This is a genomic window from Spirosoma sp. KCTC 42546 (assembly GCF_006965485.1).
Classification (GTDB): domain Bacteria; phylum Bacteroidota; class Bacteroidia; order Cytophagales; family Spirosomataceae; genus Spirosoma.
The window spans coordinates 3,242,710-3,261,491 of record NZ_CP041360.1 but is presented as its reverse complement, the minus strand read 5'-3'; the positions used below and the strand labels follow the sequence as shown (position 1 = coordinate 3,261,491).

16 protein-coding genes are annotated in these 18,782 nt (G+C 47.3%); 5 read left to right on the top strand and 11 right to left on the bottom strand.

Features of this window, described 5'->3' with window-relative positions:
* Positions 1-2: 2 nt before the first annotated feature.
* The 4 genes from EXU85_RS13235 to EXU85_RS13220 all read left to right on the top strand — a co-directional run bounded on the left by EXU85_RS13235 (position 3) and on the right by EXU85_RS13220 (position 6,987).
* Positions 3-1,751: an ABC transporter ATP-binding protein gene (locus EXU85_RS13235; protein ID WP_142772537.1), complete on the top strand. Its 1,749-nt coding sequence runs from the start codon at positions 3-5 to the stop codon at positions 1,749-1,751.
* Between the two features lie 200 nt (positions 1,752-1,951).
* Complete coding sequence (locus EXU85_RS13230; RefSeq protein WP_142772536.1) at positions 1,952-4,114, top strand: FUSC family membrane protein; 2,163 nt, start codon at positions 1,952-1,954, stop codon at positions 4,112-4,114.
* A 69-nt stretch (positions 4,115-4,183) separates the two neighbouring features.
* On the top strand, positions 4,184-6,157 hold the full coding sequence (locus EXU85_RS13225; protein ID WP_142772535.1) for a S9 family peptidase: 1,974 nt from the start codon (positions 4,184-4,186) through the stop codon (positions 6,155-6,157).
* Between the two features lie 212 nt (positions 6,158-6,369).
* Entirely contained in the window at positions 6,370-6,987 is a 618-nt protein-coding gene (locus tag EXU85_RS13220) for a 3'-5' exonuclease (RefSeq protein WP_142772534.1), read from the top strand.
* A gap of 179 nt (positions 6,988-7,166) precedes the next feature.
* On the opposite strand, the gene EXU85_RS13215 is transcribed toward EXU85_RS13220, so the two are convergent.
* The 8 genes from EXU85_RS13215 to EXU85_RS13180 form a co-directional block, all read right to left on the bottom strand.
* Complete coding sequence (locus EXU85_RS13215) at positions 7,167-8,321, bottom strand: site-2 protease family protein (protein ID WP_142772533.1); 1,155 nt, start codon at positions 8,319-8,321, stop codon at positions 7,167-7,169.
* Between the two features lie 74 nt (positions 8,322-8,395).
* Positions 8,396-9,034, bottom strand: a complete 639-nt coding sequence (locus EXU85_RS13210; RefSeq protein ID WP_142772532.1) for an HAD family phosphatase — start codon at positions 9,032-9,034, stop codon at positions 8,396-8,398.
* Between the two features lie 109 nt (positions 9,035-9,143).
* A complete protein-coding gene (locus EXU85_RS13205) occupies positions 9,144-9,788 on the bottom strand; it encodes a hypothetical protein (RefSeq protein ID WP_142772531.1) in 645 nt (214 codons plus the stop codon).
* A gap of 3 nt (positions 9,789-9,791) precedes the next feature.
* Entirely contained in the window at positions 9,792-10,277 is a 486-nt protein-coding gene (locus tag EXU85_RS13200) for an RNA polymerase sigma factor (protein ID WP_142772530.1), read from the bottom strand.
* 23 nt (positions 10,278-10,300) lie between these two features.
* The gene (locus EXU85_RS13195; protein ID WP_142772529.1) at positions 10,301-11,470 is read right to left on the bottom strand and encodes a M50 family metallopeptidase; all 1,170 of its coding nucleotides are present in this window, start codon (positions 11,468-11,470) and stop codon (positions 10,301-10,303) included.
* Between the two features lie 7 nt (positions 11,471-11,477).
* Complete coding sequence (locus EXU85_RS13190; RefSeq protein WP_142772528.1) at positions 11,478-11,753, bottom strand: hypothetical protein; 276 nt, start codon at positions 11,751-11,753, stop codon at positions 11,478-11,480.
* A gap of 189 nt (positions 11,754-11,942) precedes the next feature.
* Complete coding sequence (locus tag EXU85_RS13185; protein ID WP_142772527.1) at positions 11,943-12,896, bottom strand: acetyl-CoA carboxylase carboxyltransferase subunit alpha; 954 nt, start codon at positions 12,894-12,896, stop codon at positions 11,943-11,945.
* An 84-nt stretch (positions 12,897-12,980) separates the two neighbouring features.
* Positions 12,981-14,411 (bottom strand): MBL fold metallo-hydrolase RNA specificity domain-containing protein, encoded by a 1,431-nt coding sequence (locus tag EXU85_RS13180; protein WP_142772526.1) that lies wholly within the window; start codon positions 14,409-14,411, stop codon positions 12,981-12,983.
* Positions 14,412-14,544: 133 nt separating this feature from the next.
* Between EXU85_RS13180 and dacB the strand changes: the two genes are divergently transcribed.
* Positions 14,545-16,092, top strand: a complete 1,548-nt coding sequence (gene dacB / locus EXU85_RS13175; protein WP_142772525.1) for a D-alanyl-D-alanine carboxypeptidase/D-alanyl-D-alanine-endopeptidase — start codon at positions 14,545-14,547, stop codon at positions 16,090-16,092.
* A gap of 79 nt (positions 16,093-16,171) precedes the next feature.
* Here dacB and EXU85_RS13170 read toward each other — a convergent pair whose 3' ends face one another.
* The 3 genes from EXU85_RS13170 to hslV form a co-directional block, all read right to left on the bottom strand.
* Positions 16,172-16,636 (bottom strand): response regulator, encoded by a 465-nt coding sequence (locus EXU85_RS13170; RefSeq protein WP_142772524.1) that lies wholly within the window; start codon positions 16,634-16,636, stop codon positions 16,172-16,174.
* Positions 16,590-18,035 carry a CHASE3 domain-containing protein gene (locus EXU85_RS13165; RefSeq protein ID WP_142772523.1) on the bottom strand — a complete coding sequence of 482 codons (1,446 nt, stop codon included), beginning with the start codon at positions 18,033-18,035 and terminating at the stop codon, positions 16,590-16,592. The genes EXU85_RS13170 and EXU85_RS13165 overlap by 47 nt, the downstream gene beginning before the upstream one ends.
* Before the next feature lie 143 nt (positions 18,036-18,178).
* A complete protein-coding gene (gene hslV / locus EXU85_RS13160) occupies positions 18,179-18,718 on the bottom strand; it encodes an ATP-dependent protease subunit HslV (RefSeq protein WP_142772522.1) in 540 nt (179 codons plus the stop codon).
* Positions 18,719-18,782: the final 64 nt, after the last annotated feature.

Sequence of the window (18,782 nt, the reverse complement as noted above, 5' to 3'; positions counted from 1 at the left end):
CTATGCAGATTCTCTGGAAATACCTTAAGCCTTATCGCTGGCTGGCTGTGCTGGCATTAGTACTCGCTGGTATCGCCCAGATTCTCGCACTAGTCGATCCTATTATCTTCGGGAAACTTATTGACCAATATGCAACCCATCCCGGTGCCAAAACGGAAACCGAAAAAGTTAGAGGGGTACTTCACCTGTTGGCTATTGCTGTCGGAGTAGCCGTTTTATCGAATATAACCAAGGCCTTTCAGGAGTATGTGACACGACTGGTGGTTCAGAAATTTGGTACTGATATTTTCAATGACGGGCTTAAACAAACCCTGCGCCTATCCTATCAGGAGTTTGGCGATCAGAGCAGCGGGGCAACTCTATCTATCCTACAAAAGGTACGAACCGATACCGAGAAGTTTATCAACTCCTTCGTCAACGTTCTGTTTTCGTCCATTGTGGGCATGGGCTTCCTCATCTGGTACGCCATTACAAAACACTGGGCACTGGTTCCGGTATTCCTGATTGGAGTTTTATTGCTGGGTGGCTTAACCGGATTGCTCAGTAAACAGATCAAAACAACCCAACGCTCGATCAATCGCGAGACGGCCTTACTGTCGGGCGTTATCACCGAATCACTTCGAAACATTGAGCTGATTAAAAGTCTGGGTTTGACATTCCCCGAAATCCGGCGACTAAAAACCCAAACGGGCCGCATTTTCGAGCTGGAAATGTTTAAGGTACGCAGGGTACGGCTACTCTCCTTCTGGCAAAGTACTACATTGAATGTGCTGAAGCAATCTGTACTTTTCACCTTGCTGTGGCTCATTTTCAGAAACGTTCTAAGTACAGGTGAGTTGATTTCGATGCAGTTTATTTCTGTGTCTATCTTCAACCCGTTGCAGGAATTGGGCAATATCATTCTGGCTTATCGGGAAGCCGAAGCAGGGCTAACCAGCTTCGAAAAACTGATGGAAAAGCCGATTGAACGAAATCCAGAGTCCCCAATTGAAGTTGGCCCTATTGAGCGGCTCCGGTTTGCTGATGTTGTTTTCCGGCATATCGGTGCCAATCAGAATGCCATTGATGGCGTTTCGTTTGAGGCTTCTCTTGGCGACACGATAGCTTTCGTTGGGCCATCGGGCTCAGGGAAATCAACGATGGTCAAGTTACTGGTTGGTCTGTATCGACCCGTAGGTGGTGAAATTTATTACAACGATATCTCGACAAACGATATTCGGTTTAACCCGATGCGCCGTCAAATTGGCTTTGTCACGCAGGATACGCACCTGTTTGCCGGCACCATTCGCGAAAATCTATTATTCGTTAAACCCGACGCTACTGAAGCAGAGATGTTGGACGCCCTGGACAAAGCTGCCTGTGACCATCTGTTGGCCCGTTCTGAAAAAGGACTCGATACGCAAATTGGCGAGGGGGGGCTGAAAATGTCTGGAGGTGAAAAGCAACGGCTCTCCATCGCCCGTGCCTTGGTGCGTAATCCCCGACTACTGATTTTCGATGAGGCTACATCAGCCCTTGATTCTCTTACTGAAGAAGAAATTACGGATACCGTCCGGAGTGTTTCCGCCCTGAATTCACAGATTACCATTTTAATCGCGCACCGCCTGTCAACAATTTTACATGCGAATACCATTTTTGTGCTTGAAAAAGGTAAAATTGTCGAAACTGGTAGTCATGAAGAACTTGTCGCCCAAAAAGGGCTTTATTATGCTATGTGGCGTCAGCAAATCGGCGAGCGCAGAGCTATTTAAATTTATTTTTTTAAACCACAGAGCGGTGCGCCGTTGCGACACAGAGAACACAGAGTTTGGTCTTAAGACGTTTTTAGTGATGTCGGTTACTTATAACCGACATTTTAGGTTTCTCAAAACCTAAAATAGCTCATTCGGTTTTAAGAAACCTCACAATGTCAGATGTAAGCATCTGACATCACGCTAACAACTAAACCAGAATGAATAAGCGGAGTCGGCAAGTCAGTTATTTTCTATCCAGTCAGTATTTTTCTGATGGACTGCGAATAACGTTGTCCATTTTGCTGCCTTCTCTTGTATTAGCCCAGTTCGACCAGCTTCAGGCCGGTATGGCCATGTCGCTGGGTGCACTAAATGTAAGCCTGAGTGATGCACCGGGCCCGGTGTCGCACCGACGTAACGGCATGGTATCCAGTGCGCTCATCAGCTTTTCAGTAACGTTCATAACGGGGTTTGCCCGAATGAGTCCGTATACATTGGGAATTGAGATTCTGCTGTTCAGCTTTTTCTTCTCCATGTTCGCCATTTACGGCAACCGAGCTACATCTGTTGGTACAGCGGCTTTGCTGATCATGATCCTGATGCTCGACCGCCCGATGGATGCCACTGGTGTTATACACGAGAGCTTTCTGGTGCTGGCCGGGAGTATTTGGTATAGTACCATCAGTTTGTTGGTTTCCCGGCTTCAGCCCTACCGATTGGCCCAGCAAGCCCTGGGCCAGTGCATCCATGAGATTGCCAAACTCATGGCCATAAAAGCCGATTTCTACGACGTATCGACCCAACTAGACGACAATTACCGTCGACTGATTGCCCAACAGGTAGATGTCAGTGAAAAACAGGATGCCGTACGGGAAGTCCTGTTCAAAAGTCGGCGCATCGTAACCGAGTCGACGCGTACCGGGCGGTTGCTGCTGCTCACATTTGTGGATGTAGTTGATCTGTATGAGCAGATCATTGCCATGTATTACGACTATTCCGATATCCGCGAACGGTTTGGCAAGTCTACTGTGTTGACTGAGATTTCCCGCACCATTCGTCGGTTATCCGTTGAGTTGGATCACATCGGCTTAGCCATTCAGTTGCCCGTTCCGTTTCACAAACCCATTGATATTAGCCCGGTTCTGGAGGAGCTAAAGCGCCACATCGACGCCCTTAACGAGCAGGAAGGCAGCACGCTGGTCCTTAAGAAAGTATTGGTCAGTTTACGAACAATCAGCCAGCGATTAAGTGGTCTGCAAAAGAATCTTGTGCTACCTACCATTAGTCCGGTTGATAATGAGGCCATGGAATTCGGGCGGTTTGTTTCTCATCAGGAGATTGATCTGAAATCGTTTCTGGATAACCTAACCCTTAATTCGTCGGTATTCCGGCATTCGGTACGGGTAGCCATTGCCATGTTGCTCGGCTTCGTTATTACCAAACTCCTCCCCTACGGGCATCATAGTTACTGGGTATTGCTAACGATCTCGGTCATTCTGAAACCAGCATTCAGTCTCACCAAACAACGAAATATTGAACGGATCATTGGCACTCTGGCGGGTGGTATCATCGGTGTACTTATTTTAACCTTTCTACCCAATAAAACCGTTCAGTTCAGCTTTATGGTGCTGTTGATGTTGGGTACGTATAGTGCCCAGCGTATCAACTACATCGTAATGGTCATTTGCGTGACCCCTTTCATTCTGATCCTCTTCAATTTCCTTGGTGTCAGCTATTTAGGTGCCGCTGAAGAGCGCTTCTTCGACACCTTGCTTGGGGGAGTTATTGCCTTCATGGCGAGTTATTTACTGTTTCCGCAATGGGAATCGGAGCAGTTACGGAAGCCCATGCAAACCGTACTGAAAGCCAATGTCAGGTATGTTCAACTTTTACTGGATAGCCTGTCAGGGCGACCGATCAGTCTGGTTGAGTACAAATTGGCACGGAAGGAAATTTATGTTTCATCAGCTAACCTTTCCGCAGCATTTGACCGAATGCTGTCGGAGCCCAAGCACAAGCAGCGCAACGAAAAACTCATCTACGAGTTCGTAGTGCTCAATCACGTTTTATCGGCCAACATTGCCACCATCACCTCGGCCCAACTAACGGGAGAGCCTAAAGCTTACCCGGCTCCGTTACTACGTCCAGTCAAACGTGCCCTGTTCACACTGTCCGAAAGTCTACACCGGCTCAACTCCACTACGGAGAAATCGACTCTGGACACAGCAGTGCCAGACGTAAGTCTTCCAACGGCTCCTTCGGACCCATCGTTACTGGAACAATTGAATTTTATACAACAGGTCAGCAGCGACATCAGTAAAATCATCGACCGTTTGGAAACACGGGAACAGATCATTAAAACACGCTTCCACACTGCGTAATGGAAACTGCTGGCAATCCTGCCTAAACTGCCCTATATTAGAGGTTTATACAACCAGACACTTCCTCGCATGAAATCTATTTACTTCCTCTACCTGCTACCCTTTCTGGTTAGCTTCACGCCTGCATGGGCTCAGGCACCGAGTATTGTTCAGTCGATTGATATGAAAAGTGTATCGAATCCACAACTTTCGCCCGATGGCAAGTGGGTTGCCTACACGGTTACAAAAACGAACTGGGATGAGAACGCCTATGATACCGACATCTGGCTGGCCAATACCACAACGGGTGATCAGTTTCAGCTAACGAACTCGAAAAAATCGAACAGCAGCCCTGCCTGGTCGCCGGATGGTAAATGGCTGGCCTTTTTGTCCACGCGTGACGACAAGTCTCAGTTGTATGTGATCAGCCCAACGGGTGGTGAAGCAAGGCCATTATCTAAATTTGAAACCGGTGTAACCACGTTTAAATGGTCACCAACGGGGAAGCAGATTGTCTTTTCGGCCACAGTGCCCGATGGAAAACTTGACAAAGAGCGTAAAGAAAAATACAGCGACTATGAAGTTGTTCGGGATGATTACAAAATGGTTCATTTGTATCTACTCGACAGTCTCACAAATGAGAAACCCGCTCAGGCTAAGGCTTTAACCAAAGGAATTGGATTTTCGGTAGGCAGCTTCGTGGTATCGCCCGATGGGAAGAAAATCGCATTTGATGCTTCAAAGAACCCCGATCTGATCAACGGTCATACCTCCGATCTATATGTTCTAACCCTTGGCGATACCGTTACGACTAAGATCGTCTCGCTCAAAGGCCCCGATCAAAACCCAGTTTGGTCGCCCGATGGCAAGCAAATTGCCTTTACAACGGCCAATGAGAATGAGTTCTATTTCTACACGAATCGGCTCATTGCCACGGTGCCCGCTACGGGCGGCACGCCTAAAATACTATCTAATACGTTTGACGAAAATGCGAACCTACTGGAATGGACGGCTGATGGCATTTTGTTCAGCGGATTTCAGAAGACAGCCGCCCACTTGTTCCGGCTTGACCCGGCCACGCTGAAAACGGAACGATTAACAAAACCAGATAATCTGATTGCCAACCAATTTTCGTTCAGTAAAGATGGGCAGCAGATGGCGTTTGTTGGGGCGCTTCCAAATCAATATTCCGAAATTCAAACCTCTTCGGTACGTCATTTTGCCCCAAAAACGATCACAACAATGGGCAAGCAATTGGCTCCATTCAGTATATCGAGCCGGGAGGTTATTAGTTGGAAATCGGTGGATGGAAATATGATTGAAGGCATTTTGATTAAACCCGCCAATTTCGACCCTACCCGCAAATATCCACTGCTGGTTGTTATTCACGGTGGGCCAACGGGTATCGACTTACCTTCTGTAACGGCCGACCGATACTACCCGATCGAACAATTTACGGCAAAAGGCGCGCTTGTATTACGACCAAACTACCGCGGATCGGCCGGTTATGGCAGCAAATTCCGCTCGCTGAATGTGAAGAATCTGGGGCTGGGCGATTACGATGACGTGATCTCAGGTGTCGATTATTTGATTACTAAAGGGATCGTCGATAAAGATAAAGTGGGTGCCATGGGCTGGAGTCAGGGGGGTTATATTTCGGCCTTTATCACCACCTACAGCGATCGATTCAAAGCCACATCCGTTGGAGCAGGTATTTCAAACTGGGCAACCTACTATCAGAATACGGATATCACACCCTTTACGCGTCAGTATTTGCAGGGAACTCCCTGGGATAACGCCGACATTTATCAGAAAACCTCCCCAATCACTTACGTGAGTCGGGCCAAAACACCTACACTAATTCAGCATGGTGAGTTGGATAGACGCGTTCCAATTGCTAACGCCTATGAACTCAGGCTGGCCCTGGAAGATAAAGGAGTACCGGTAAAAATGGTCGTTTACAAAGGGTTTGGCCATGGCATTACAAAGCCCAAACCCATGCGGCAGGTTATGGAAGAAAACTACCGCTGGTTCAGCAAATACATCTGGGGAGAAAATCTGTAAGCCACGAAAATTCTGACTTCTATTCTGCAATTTACCAGCATGAAAAAGCCCCGGCAGATAGACTGTCGGGGCTTTGTTAGCGTGTATGTAGTTAAAACAGCAGAAGGGTCAGAAATGTTGTCCACTTGAAAAATTAGCATATTATTTTTCACTTTACTTCTCAATAACAAAGTCGTTACCATTTACCCGCTTTTAATAAACATTATTAACATATGTCGTTTTTAGTACTTGACCTTGAAATGACCGGTCCAGAACCGGATTATAACGAAATTATCCAGATTGGAGCCGTGCTGTTTGACGACAACTGGGTTGAAAAAGGTCGCTATCTCACCAATGTTTATCCGGAGAATAAAGATGCGTTTTCGTCCTCATCGGAGAAAATTCATAATCTCTCGCTGGCCGATCTGGAAGATGCCCCGATGATCTATGATGTATTACCCGAACTGGAAGAATGGATTTGTAAGGAACTCGGCCTGCGCGTTCCGAAAGGTCAGTTAGACCGAACACCCTTTCTACGCGATGTGATCATTTGCGGACAGAGCGTAATAAACGATATCAACTTTCTGAAGGAAGCGTATCGGTATGAGAAACTAAAGTGGCCTTATTCCAGGGTGTTGCTTGATTTGCATACGCTAGCCTATTTTACCTTCCGAGTGTTAAAAGCTAACGGTCGCAAAGTTCCAGACCGATTAAGCCTGACCGCCATTGCAAATTATTTCGGTTTTGCCAGGGAAGACGGCTTTCATAACGCGCTTGAGGATGCGATACTTACCGCACAATGCCTCAAAAAGGTATTTGAATTGAGCGAGCAACTGAAACTGCCGAGTTGAAACATTCAAACACAGAGTAACAGAGGTATAAACAGAGAACACTGAGATATAACATATTAAGTAGTCACCCTTTGTGCTCTCTGTTTATACCTCCGTTACTCTGTGTTTAATAATTTAATGTAATAACGTCGTTTCCCTATATCAATGTCCCCAATCCACTGATTCTTTGGGGAGTACGGCTACGAAATCAGGAAGGGACGCGGGCTAAAACACAAGACAAAAACAATCAGGGCAATCCAGCCCAGCACTTGTCGTTTCAGGTCAAGTGGCTCTTCTACTTCTGTTACTGGATGATAAATACCTAAAAATCGCCCGACGACAAACACAAATACGAGGAAGTTTGAATAGCCTACAACGTCTGGTTTCATCCAGGAAACGGCCAACTGAGCCGATACAACACACAGTGTGATCATCAACGAGGTCATCTTATTCTCGCTGATCCGCGAAAAGGCTAAGTACAGGAAAACCACATACAGCGCAAAATAGCCCAGTACTTCAAAAAACGCTTCATCGGTAGGCACTGCAAAGTCGCTAGGTTTATACAAGCCTAACCCTGCATAAAACGCAAATACAATGAACAAAGCAGGGGCTACCCATTGAAATCGTTTACGCCCGATGAGCGCGTACAAAATATGACCACCATCTAGCTGCCCAATGGGAATCAGGTTGAGTGATGTAAAAAACAGGGCCAGGTAACCCGCCAGCACATACGGATAGTGAACCATTTCGTACGCATGAGGCACGCGAGCCGGGTCCGCAACGTAGGTTTTAAAGAAGTGGAACAGTAAGTTATCGCCCAATCCAACAGCTCCGCCTTCTGGCAGATGTTGATACGCATACTTCCCATAATCAAGCCCCCATTTAGCATATTCGGGGTGAATGGTGAAGATAAATTCCGGTGGTGGCAGGTGCGAAAAGGCGTACCATAACACGACCAACGCCAGTACAAAACCCGCTAACGGGCCAGCAATACCAATATCGAAATACTTCTGACGGCTATTAATGTAATCCTTGATCCGAATAAATGCCCCCAGGGTGCCAATGCTTTGTCCAATTCCCAGCCAGAGTGGAATGTAGAAGGGTAAGGTTACACGTACCTTATTGGCCTTCGCGGTGAAATAATGCCCAAATTCATGGACTGTTAGAATGGCCAGAAAGGGGACTGAAAACTGAAATCCATCCACAAACTCCGACCAGCCCAATGGTTTTGTTACGCCTTCAAATGGAATAAAGAGACTCCCGAACATCCATTCGGCACCGGCCATTGTGGTGGTGATGAGGGTAATTAAAAAAAGACCTCCGTGCAGGAGGTAAGTCTTGGTGCGTTGGTTCATAGATGTAATGAACAATGGATAATGTAAAATGAATAATGTTCATCAGAACTGAGCTATTCATTTTACATTATCCATTATACATTCGTTAAGTAATCAAGAATTGTCATCGGGGGCTGCACATGTACGGCCTGAATACCTAACTGGGCAGCCGACCGGATGTTTGCTGCATTATCATCGAAAAAAGCGGTTTCTGAGGCAACCAATCCCGCTTCGGCCAAAACGTGCTCGTAAATTTCAGGCGACGGCTTCGCTAGTTTTACTTCGTAGGAATAAAATACGCGCTCAAAGAGTTCTTCCAGCGTCGGCTGATTCAGACTGGTAAGCATTTTGTTCACCAGTCGAATGTGAATAGGGCTGGTATTACTAAGCAGGAATAGCCGATACGTTTGTTGTAGCTCTTTAATGCGTTCAACCCGCTCAACGGGTAAGTCAAGCAAAATAGTGTTCCAGGCTGTATCAATCACTTCATCAGCCCAGCTGTCATTTTTCAACACCCGCCGAACATGATCACGGAAGGCCGTGTCGTCAATCAGGCCGGTTTCATATTGACCAATGATGTCGAATTGCGTCCAGATCGACCTTACTTCCTCTTCGGGTAGGTTCGCCAGCATGGCAAAGTTTCGAATGGGGGCGGTCAAATCAATCGGGATAATCACATCACCGAGGTCGAAAATCAGGTTTTTGAGCGTTGTGGTGTTATGTGCGGATTCCATTCGCAACCGGTGGTAGAAGGTTAGACAAACCGGAGGCCAAAGATAACGCTAGATTTGCTCACAAACAGCTAGACAACGAAGGCAAAGTAATTTGTCAGTATCAATTTAATTAACTGGCTAACTCCGTCAAATCACGCAAACAGGCATTGAGTTCATCCAGATACCGACCGTACAATCGCTGAATATACCAGGTAAGCATAAAATAAGTGCCGATTGCCAAGGCAACAGCGAGTACCAGCGAGCCTAGTAGAAAGACGAGACCAGAATTCTCGGGCAAAGCCGCCAAAGCAGGGTCGGTCGTATTACCGGTAACGCCAGCATACCCGCCCAGTAAGCCCCCAACCACCATTCCTACGGGGATTAGACGCATACAATATCGGTAATAGAGTCGCACAAACCGGCTAACAATCCCCACGGTGTCCTGTAAGTGGTGACGTACCGATCCGGTTGCCCGACTAAGCTGGGCCTTCAGTTGTTGGTATTGCCAGCTAAAGGCTATTACCTGAACAAGGCTAAGAAGCACTACCCCTAAACCCAGCCACCGAAAGATATTCGACGACCAGGTAGCCATGACAAACGCCAACCCAAGCACGATTACGAATGCTGCACCGACTTCCCAGAGCAGGTTGCGTAAAATTCGTTCCACAGCGGAAGATGATCGTCTTCGAAGCATGTCTTCCAGGTCTGCACCCGACTTCTGAGGCACCTGCTCAAACCGAGACTGATAGAGGGCTTTAAACTCATCAAGTTCCATCCTTTAGTTTTGTTGTACGGTTTGCTTAAGTTGCTGCCTGATTCGATTCATTTTTACGGCTACATAATTAGGTGTAATTCCCAATAGCTGGCCAATTGCCGTATAATCGTACTCATCGAGATAGAGCATCACCACCGCTTTATCAATTTTGTCAAGTTGTCCAATAGCCTGATACAGGGCCATAAATTGTTGCTCCGTAGCATCTTCAGTCAGGTCAGGGAGGTGCAGTACATCATCCAGCCCATCCTGCGTGGGTTTTCGTTTCGTTTGCCGGAAGTAGGAGATTGCGGTATTGAGTCCAATTTGATAAAGCCAGGTCGTAAACTTGGCATCCCGCCGAAAATTGCGGTTGGCTTTCCAGGCATTCAGCAGAATTTCCTGAAACAAATCCTCGCGATCTTCCGGTTTGTCCGCATAGAGGTGACAAACTTTATGAATGATTTTCTGATGCTGGCGAATCTGCTGGACAAATTCCTGCTCTGACAACATAAGGAGCGATGGCGAGGGGTCAATTAAGGCACCGAATGCACGCTGAGTTTAGTCAAACTGGTCAATAATTTATGTCGAAGCCGATCTTCGCTACGCGTTAACGTAGCAGGTAAGGCGGCTAGCCCTTTGGTAACCCACGCATTAATCTGCTCTACTGGCTCGCCCTGGGCACGCGAAAGAGATGCCCAGAACAGATACACAAAAGCCGACGGAAAACTTTCGGGTGAGGGCTTAATCTTACCCCAATTGGCCAAAGCCTCCTTCACATCCCACTCAATATACGCATAAGCAAAGGCTAGCTCCTTCCAAATTTCAATTTTCGTCATTTCCGGCTGGCCTTCGAGCAACGTTTCCGCAAGCTTTAGTCGCTCAAACGCATCCATCATTTCCTGCCGATCCAGATGCCGGTAATAGGCCATTATATGGGCAAATAACCGAAGCGACGATTCCGGTTCATTGAGCAACAGATCGATTTGTTCGGGGTTACTATTTGCATACGATTGTCCTGATTGGCTATGCACCAGTAGTTCGAGCGTAGCTTGTTCGATAGCTGCGGCATGCCCACCACCCATAAGCCGAAAAAAGCGAGCACGATCCGTGAAAAAAGGCCCAGTTCGGAATGGAACTGTTGTTGCCAGAAATAACATGCAGGAAAACGCCCCGAAGGTCAGACAGAAACAAACGGCAATCCGGCTCATTGCCAGTGAGTTGATCGTCAGTGTGTAGGCATTCATGTACCCGAGCCAGAGTGCAACCACGCCCATAAACAGGCTGACAATAGGCCCAGCAGCGACTATAGCCGCAAATTTAGACCGCAGATGTGGCCCTTTTTCTAGTGGTACAGGTCCTGCAATGCCTCCGTACAACCGGGCATCCCGGTTCAGGTAGCCTTCCACCCGGTCTGTATCCGGATTCCGGCGAATACCTAATGGACCGACCACTACGATGTGAAAGCGAAACTTAAGCGCTAAGCCCGTTACCAAATGGCCTAATTCATGGACCAGCAGCGCGGCCCACATAGCCACCAGAACACCTGCCAATTTCACCGCATCTTCCCAGCCCGTGCTGGAACGAAACATATTTTTCAGCACAGCGATCGGGAAGGAATACTCGATTAACCGAATACTTCCGAAACTAAGAATGGCACCGGCCAGCATGGCCAGCAACATGGGTAAAACCTGTTTCTTTTTCATGCTCAACTTAGGCACCGAAGGTTCGCCAATAGACCACCCCAATTCCTACCATAATCAGCAGATGGACAATTAGCCAGCCACGTTGCCAACGCGGCCGATTGTCCCAGCGTACGGTCTGGTCGAAGGGATCAACTATGAGCGCGATGCCGAGGTTAACGGCAGAATCTTCGTATGAGCCGGTCAGACCGAAGTAGAGGCTCAACAGAACAAAGGCCCCGTATAAAATCCGGTTGACCTTGTTGGATAGTGGGTTGGCACTGGCGGATTGATGAGTAGAACGCATTGCTTTATGCTGTTTTACCCTATTAGTCTCCAAACAGCGCTAATTATTACAAGGGGTTGCGTTTTTTTTGTTGGTTGATATGCTGATTACTTGAGCTAAGTAGCTAGCATAAAAATAGCCACTGGATGATTCATCCAGCGGCTATTTTTATAGTTTGATGTGGGCCAAGCTCTAGCTTAGCCCAGGCAATTATTCCAGCACAACCCCCATATCACAGAATTTCTCAATACGCTGATTGATCCGTTCCTGTGGGTCAATGGCATTGAGTTCCGCAAGGGCTTTTAGGATTACGTCCTTCAGATGATTCGCCATTTCCTGATGGTCGTTATGCGCGCCACCCAGGGGTTCTTCTACGATTTCATCCACCAGTTTATTCAGCTTCATATCGCGGGCTGTTAGCTTCATGGCTTCGGCTGCCTGCTCCTTGAAGTTCCAGCTCCGCCACAGAATGGTCGAGCAGTTTTCGGGCGAGATGACTGAGTACCAGGTATTTTCCAGCATAAATACTTTATCGCCAATGGCAATACCCAGGGCACCACCCGATGCTCCTTCGCCAATGACGATACAGATAACCGGAACCGTCAGCATGAACATCTCTTTCAGGTTGCGGGCAATGGCTTCACCCTGACCCCGTTCTTCAGCTTCCAGGCCCGGATAGGCCCCCGGCGTATCGATCAGTGTAATTATGGGTTTGTTGAATTTTTCTGCCAGCTTCATCAGGCGCAGCGCTTTACGATAGCCTTCGGGATTTGGCATACCGAAGTTCCGATATTGCCGCTGCTTGGTATTACGGCCTTTTTGCTGCCCAATAATCATTACCGTCTGGTCACCCAGTTCGCAGAAGCCACCCACCATCGCCGGATCATCACGAACGGTACGGTCGCCGTGCAGTTCAATGAACTGATCACACATCAGCGAAATGTAATCCAGGGTGTACGGGCGATCAGGATGACGCGATAACTGAACACGCTGCCAACGCGTCAGATTCTGAAAAATTTCCTGCCGCAGCTTATCAATGCTCTGTTCCAGAATAGCAACCGCTCCGCTCACGTCGACGTTGCTGGTCTGGGCTAATTTTTTCGTCTCTTCCAATCGCGCTTCGAGATCGGCAATTGGCTTTTCAAAATCGAGGTATGTTCTCATAAAAAGAGGGAGAAAGGAGGAAGGGGAGGAAAAGGACGAAGGCAAAAACCATTCTCCCTTTCCTCCCGCTCTTCCTTTTACTCCTTATAGGTCAAAACTTTCGCCTTTTTTCGGAATAATCACCTGTGGATAGCCTTCTTCGGCCAGGGTAGTCTTGAAAGACTCCATGCTCTCGTATTCACCATGAACCAGAAAAATAGACTTGAGTGTCTCGGGCGACTGCATTTGCACAAAATTAACCAGGTCGTTCCGATCTCCATGTCCACTAAACACATCTATTTTCTCAACATTTGCCAGTACCTGATGATCTTTACCTTTAATACTGAGCGTTTGCTGGCCATTCAATAGCCGCCAGCCCAGTGTACCTTCAGCACAGTACCCAATAATCAGGATGGTAGCATAGGGGTTGCTAATGTTTTCGGCGACGTGGTATTCAACCCGCCCCCCTTGCACCATCCCTGAGGAGGAAATGATGATACAGGGCTCGGCATAATCGGAAACAGATTTACTGGCTTTCGATGATTCCAGAAACTGAAAATTCTCAAAGTCAAATAAGGTTTCGTTTTCCTTATAAAACTCTTTGGCTTCACTATTCAGCATTTTTACATGCTGCATGTAAATTTTAGTACTCTCGTACCCCATTGGGCTATCCGAAAAAACCCGGATGGGCGGAAAATTCCGTTCTGTGTAGAGCCTGTTCAGTGTATAAAGCAACGCCTGAGTTCGGCCAACGCTGAAAGATGGGATAATCAGTCGGCCTGGAATATCGATGCAGGTTCGCTGAATAATATCAGCCAGCGCATCTTCGGGCGACATGGTATGCTCGTGAAGCCGGTTACCATAGGTACTCTCACAGATTAAATAATCGACCGGTGGTACGGGAGCAGGATCAACTAAAAGCGGGTAATTTTTGCGGCCAATATCGCCCGAGAAACAGATGCTTTTACGTTCACCATGTTCGAGCACATTAATCACGATGTGAGCCGCCCCCAGCAGGTGCCCCGCCGGAATAAACGTAACGTCGACTCCATCGGCTACTTTAAAGCGTCGGTTAAAGGCTATGGGGACAACATTCTCCATAGTCTCGCGAACTTGCAGCCCCAAAAACAGATCTTTCTGCATCTGCGACTGACGATCCCGTACCCGCTGTTTCTTACTGGCGTTCAGTTCGTTAATTCGCTTTTGATTAAGCGAGGCCGCATCATTAAGCAGAACATTGGTCAGCGCAAAGGTAGGTTCAGTGCAAAGAATCTGGCCTTCATAACCTTCGCGAAACAGGTTAGGCAAATTGCCTGAGTGGTCTACATGGGCATGTGTCAGTAGAACCAGATTTATACTCGAAGCCTCAAAGGGGAAAAATCCCGGATGAGTAACGGCGGGGGCCGTCTGACCAGTCGAACTGGATCGCTCCATGTCCGAGCCACAGTCAATCAGGATGCGGTAATCATCCTCCAGTTCCAGCAGGTACATACTACCTGTTACTTGCCGGGCTGCCCCCAGAAATGATAATTTCATGCGTACAACTTTAACTAATCAATTTCGTATGTTCGATGACTTGTGAAGGATGGCTTAAGGCAAGTAAGGTGGTGTGAATTCCGTAAGTTTGCAAAAGTACAAAATACCCATCGAATCGCCTAACTGTTCCCAAATGCACAGTATTCCCCGTTTTACGGCTTATTTGTTATTTAATTTCCTAGTCTGTTTACTTGTTCATTACACTACTCCGACTGCCTTCGCGCAAGCCACTCGCCCTGCCGATTCGCTGGCTACACAGAACCTAATGAAGCAGGTGGAAGCTTTCCAGGCTGGACCCGCCACCCGTTTCGGAACAGTGGCCCTCTCGGTTCGGCGTGTGCGTGATGGTCAGGAGCTGATCGGGTATAATGCCCGAATGAGTTTACCCTCTGCTTCAACCCTGAAGCTCATTACAACGGCTACGGCACTGGCCGTACTGGGTAGTAATTACACCTATACCACTACCCTCGAATACGATGGTGCAATCAAAGACAGCGTGTTAACCGGCAATCTATACATCCACGGGACTGGCGACCCTTCTCTGGGGAGTTGGCGGTTTACCACGTATTCCGACTTAACAGCTTTACTAAAAAGCTGGTCGGATGCCGTAAAAGCAGCCGGCATTCGGCGGATTCAGGGTATGGTTGTGGGTGATGCCAGTCTTTATGATGATCTGACAACGCCCGACACCTGGCCTTTCGGCGATCTGGGCAACTATTACGGAGCCAGTTTGAGCGCGTTAAATATCAATGAAAATCTGTTTCGTGTATTTTTCAGACCAGGCAAAACGGTAGGTGCACCCACTAGTGTGCTACGCACCGACCCGCCCCTTCCCTACCTCGCCTTCCGTAACACGGTTACAACCGATGCCGCCAACACGGGCGATCAGGTGAATATTTATGGGGTACCCTTTATGAACCAACAGTGGCTAACCGGCAAGGTACCCCTAGGCGAACCCGCCAACGAATTTAGTGTAAAAGGAGCCTTGCCCGACCCGGCTTTTTTTGCGGCTTACGCACTCCAGAATCAGTTAATTCAGGATAATATTACGATCAGTAGCCAACCCGTTTCAATAGGTGGTGGTTTACCAACAAGCCTTCCAACAGCGGGCAAACGAATCGTTCTTAATCAGCATAAATCTCCAACCTTAACTGAGTTGGTTCAACAAACTAACTTTCAGAGTATCAACCTCTACGCCGAAGCACTATTGCGTACAACTGCTTTAACCCTCAACAAAAATGTAAAGACAACAAGCGGTAGCCTGGAAGCTTTGACATCATTCTGGAAAAACAAAGGTGTGAATGTAGATGGATTTCGGATTCGGGATGGCAGTGGCCTTTCAACTGTAGGTGCCTTAACCGCCGATAATATGACGGGTATTCTGAGTGCCATGGGTCGCGAAAAAACCTTTCCACAATTTTATGAAACGATACCGGTGGTAGGGCAAACCGGAACGGTACGCAGTCTGGCACGAGGTACGGCTGCAGCCGGTAATATCCGGGCCAAAAGTGGTTCCATTGAAGGCGTCAGGGCCTATGCGGGTTATTTTACGGCAGCAGATGGCGAGCCAATGAGTTTCTGCGTATTAGTCAACAAATTCACACCTGGTCAAAGCCGTCTTGTGACTAACGAGTTGGAAAAGATCTTTGTGGGCCTGGTCGGATTGAAAGGAAGGGATTAGTGAAGTAGGTAAATTAGTGAAGTGGGTGGAGTAAGTGCAGTAAGTTGTGATACTTACTGCACTTACTCCACCCACTTCACTAATTCCCCCCTTCGTGTTCGCAGATGGTGACGACGTTGAACCAATACTGGCCAATGGCTTTCGTTACTTCGCTCAGTCGTTGGAAGGTAGGTGGCTTGGTAATAAAGCTATTCGCGCCATTGAAATAGGACGTTTCCACATCGTCCTTTGCATCTGAGGTGGTCAGTACAACGATAGGAATATGCCGAAACTGTTCATCAGCTTTAATCTCACGCAAGGCTTCACGTCCATCTTTACGCGGCATATTTAAATCCAATAGAATCAACTCGGGCAGTGTATGATCTGCCTGTGCGTAACGCCCTTTGTAATTCAGAAAATCCATCAAGTCTTCTCCGTCTTCAGCAAACGAAATACGACTGGCCGGATAATGCTGATGAAATGCCTCTCGTGTAAGATAACGATCATCTTCGTCATCGTCAACGAGCAGGATATGAATAAGTTTCGGTTGAGGTTGGTCTGTCATAATGTTGTAGCGATTGGCTTTCCGGTAGAACGACTACGAAAGTAGCACCCTGAGTGGGCTGGCTTCGGGCCGTAATAAATCCGTGGTGATACATAACAACCCGTTTACAAATGGCCAGGCCAATGCCAGTCCCTTCAAAAGCTGTTTTGCCATGTAACCGTTGAAAAACCTTAAAGATGTGGTCTAAATATTTCTCCTCAAAACCGATACCATTGTCCTCAATCGTAATTTCGACATAAGGCCGGTCGGGAGTCAAGCCAGCATAGTCGTCTCCATTGATGGACCTTGCCTGAATACGTAGTGAAGGCCGAATACCAGGCCGCGTGAATTTAAGTGCATTCGAAATAAGATTAGTAAAGAGATGATCCATCTGGCTGGCAACAGCTTGAATAACAGGCATCTCCCCTACTTCGACCGCAACATCAAGGCCTTTAATACGTAGTTCCTGATCATCAAGAATACGCTGGATGATATCACCTAAAGGGACAGATTTAAAATTCTCCTGGTGGTTCGATATCCGCGAGAAGTTTAATAAATCTTTAATTAGCTTGGACATCCGTTCGGCAGAATGCGAAATTTTGCTCATAAAGAGCATACTATCCTCATCGAACAGATTACCGTATCGATCCGTAATCAAATTAGAAAACGACTGAATCTTTCGCAGGGGTTCCTGCAAATCATGGCTGGCTACAAAGGCAAATCGTTCCAGTTCTTCATTAGACGTCTCTAATTGCCGAATCTGTCCCTTGAGTTGGCCTTCATATTCCCGTAGCTGGTCTTCAGTGGTCTGACGATAGATGAGTTCCTGCTCCAATAATCGGTACGAAATAGCCAGAGCCATAAATGTCAGCAACGATAGCCCAAAAATAATAATGAGTGTATTTCGAAATGAACGGGCAGCCTGCCGATTACGGGAATCCATAATTATCCGTTCAGTTTCTACCATGAGCGCCACATGCCGCCGTAGGGCATCCATGCTCCGCTTACTTTCTGCACTAATTGCCTGGCTTCGTTTATCCGAGACCCCAATCCCAATCCGAGTTTTGGTAACCGCTAATTTATCCCTGACTAGTTTTTCGAGTGTAATCCGTCGCTGAATTTGGATCCGATTGTCGTTACCTAATAGTCGTAACTGATTAATCTGTTCAGGTAGCAGCGTCAGTGCTGTTCGATAGGGCGCCAGATAGGACGCGTCGTTCGTCAGTATATACCCCCTCGATCCAGTCTCTACATCTTTAACCAGAGACAGAATTTTTTCAAGCGTGCCCGTTACTTCATACGTGTGCCGAACCCGCTTAGTATCCTCACTGTACTGATTGTAGCTGTAGAATGATATAATAAACCCCGACGCAATCAGCACCATTGCTACAATGAACCCCAACGCAATGCGACGGTTCATGAGCTTTGGAGCAAATGGAGCGGCAATTTTCATAACGGAGAGCAATCTATCGGCAACAAATGTAACTAATCGTAGACTAAGTGCAGTAGGTTGAGGGAGTAAAAAGAGTGGAGTGATTCATCCCACTTACTACACTCACTCCACTATAACGTTTCAACCACTAAATTATGGTTTGTGTAAATACATACATCGGCGGCTATGTGTAAACTTTCCCGAACCATTTCTTCTGCCGAAAGCGATGACGCATGTTTTTTCAACGCAATTGCCGCAGACTGGGCATACATACCACCAGAGCCAATAGCAGCAATATCATGATCGGGTTCAATAACATCGCCCGTGCCCGATACAAGGAGCAAGTCATCTTTCGAAGCCACAATAAGCATGGCTTCCAGTTTACGCAGATAACGATCTGTTCGCCAGTCTTTTGCCAACTCAATAGCGGCTCGTTTTAGGTTACCACCATAGGCATTTAACTTTTCTTCAAAGCGTTCAATCAGGGTGAAAGCGTCGGCAGTAGAGCCAGCAAAGCCAGCCAGCACTTTGCCTCCCATTAGAACACGTACTTTTCGAACATTACTTTTGGCAACGGTATTGCCCATAGTGGCCTGGCCATCGGCACCCAGGGCGACCTGCCCGTTGTGTCGAATACCAACCACTGTTGTTGCATGAATTTTGGGTTGCATGAATTTGTGTTTATTGGGAGGTATAACGTTTAGTTTGATGTTTGAAGTTCGATGTTTGACGTTG

Coding starts and splice junctions, on each gene's coding strand:
- EXU85_RS13195 (WP_142772529.1), bottom strand. CDS start 11,470: ATGAAAAAGAAACAGGTTTTACCCATGTTGCTGGCCATGCTGGCCGGT.
- EXU85_RS13215 (WP_142772533.1), bottom strand. CDS start 8,321: ATGAACCAACGCACCAAGACTTACCTCCTGCACGGAGGTCTTTTTTTA.
- EXU85_RS13230 (WP_142772536.1), top strand. CDS start 1,952: ATGAATAAGCGGAGTCGGCAAGTCAGTTATTTTCTATCCAGTCAGTAT.
- EXU85_RS13170 (WP_142772524.1), bottom strand. CDS start 16,636: ATGACAGACCAACCTCAACCGAAACTTATTCATATCCTGCTCGTTGAC.
- EXU85_RS13200 (WP_142772530.1), bottom strand. CDS start 10,277: ATGTTGTCAGAGCAGGAATTTGTCCAGCAGATTCGCCAGCATCAGAAA.
- dacB (WP_142772525.1), top strand. CDS start 14,545: ATGCACAGTATTCCCCGTTTTACGGCTTATTTGTTATTTAATTTCCTA.
- EXU85_RS13185 (WP_142772527.1), bottom strand. CDS start 12,896: ATGAGAACATACCTCGATTTTGAAAAGCCAATTGCCGATCTCGAAGCG.
- hslV (WP_142772522.1), bottom strand. CDS start 18,718: ATGCAACCCAAAATTCATGCAACAACAGTGGTTGGTATTCGACACAAC.
- EXU85_RS13205 (WP_142772531.1), bottom strand. CDS start 9,788: ATGGAACTTGATGAGTTTAAAGCCCTCTATCAGTCTCGGTTTGAGCAG.
- EXU85_RS13165 (WP_142772523.1), bottom strand. CDS start 18,035: ATGAACCGTCGCATTGCGTTGGGGTTCATTGTAGCAATGGTGCTGATT.
- EXU85_RS13190 (WP_142772528.1), bottom strand. CDS start 11,753: ATGCGTTCTACTCATCAATCCGCCAGTGCCAACCCACTATCCAACAAG.
- EXU85_RS13180 (WP_142772526.1), bottom strand. CDS start 14,411: ATGAAATTATCATTTCTGGGGGCAGCCCGGCAAGTAACAGGTAGTATG.
- EXU85_RS13220 (WP_142772534.1), top strand. CDS start 6,370: ATGTCGTTTTTAGTACTTGACCTTGAAATGACCGGTCCAGAACCGGAT.
- EXU85_RS13210 (WP_142772532.1), bottom strand. CDS start 9,034: ATGGAATCCGCACATAACACCACAACGCTCAAAAACCTGATTTTCGAC.
- EXU85_RS13235 (WP_142772537.1), top strand. CDS start 3: ATGCAGATTCTCTGGAAATACCTTAAGCCTTATCGCTGGCTGGCTGTG.
- EXU85_RS13225 (WP_142772535.1), top strand. CDS start 4,184: ATGAAATCTATTTACTTCCTCTACCTGCTACCCTTTCTGGTTAGCTTC.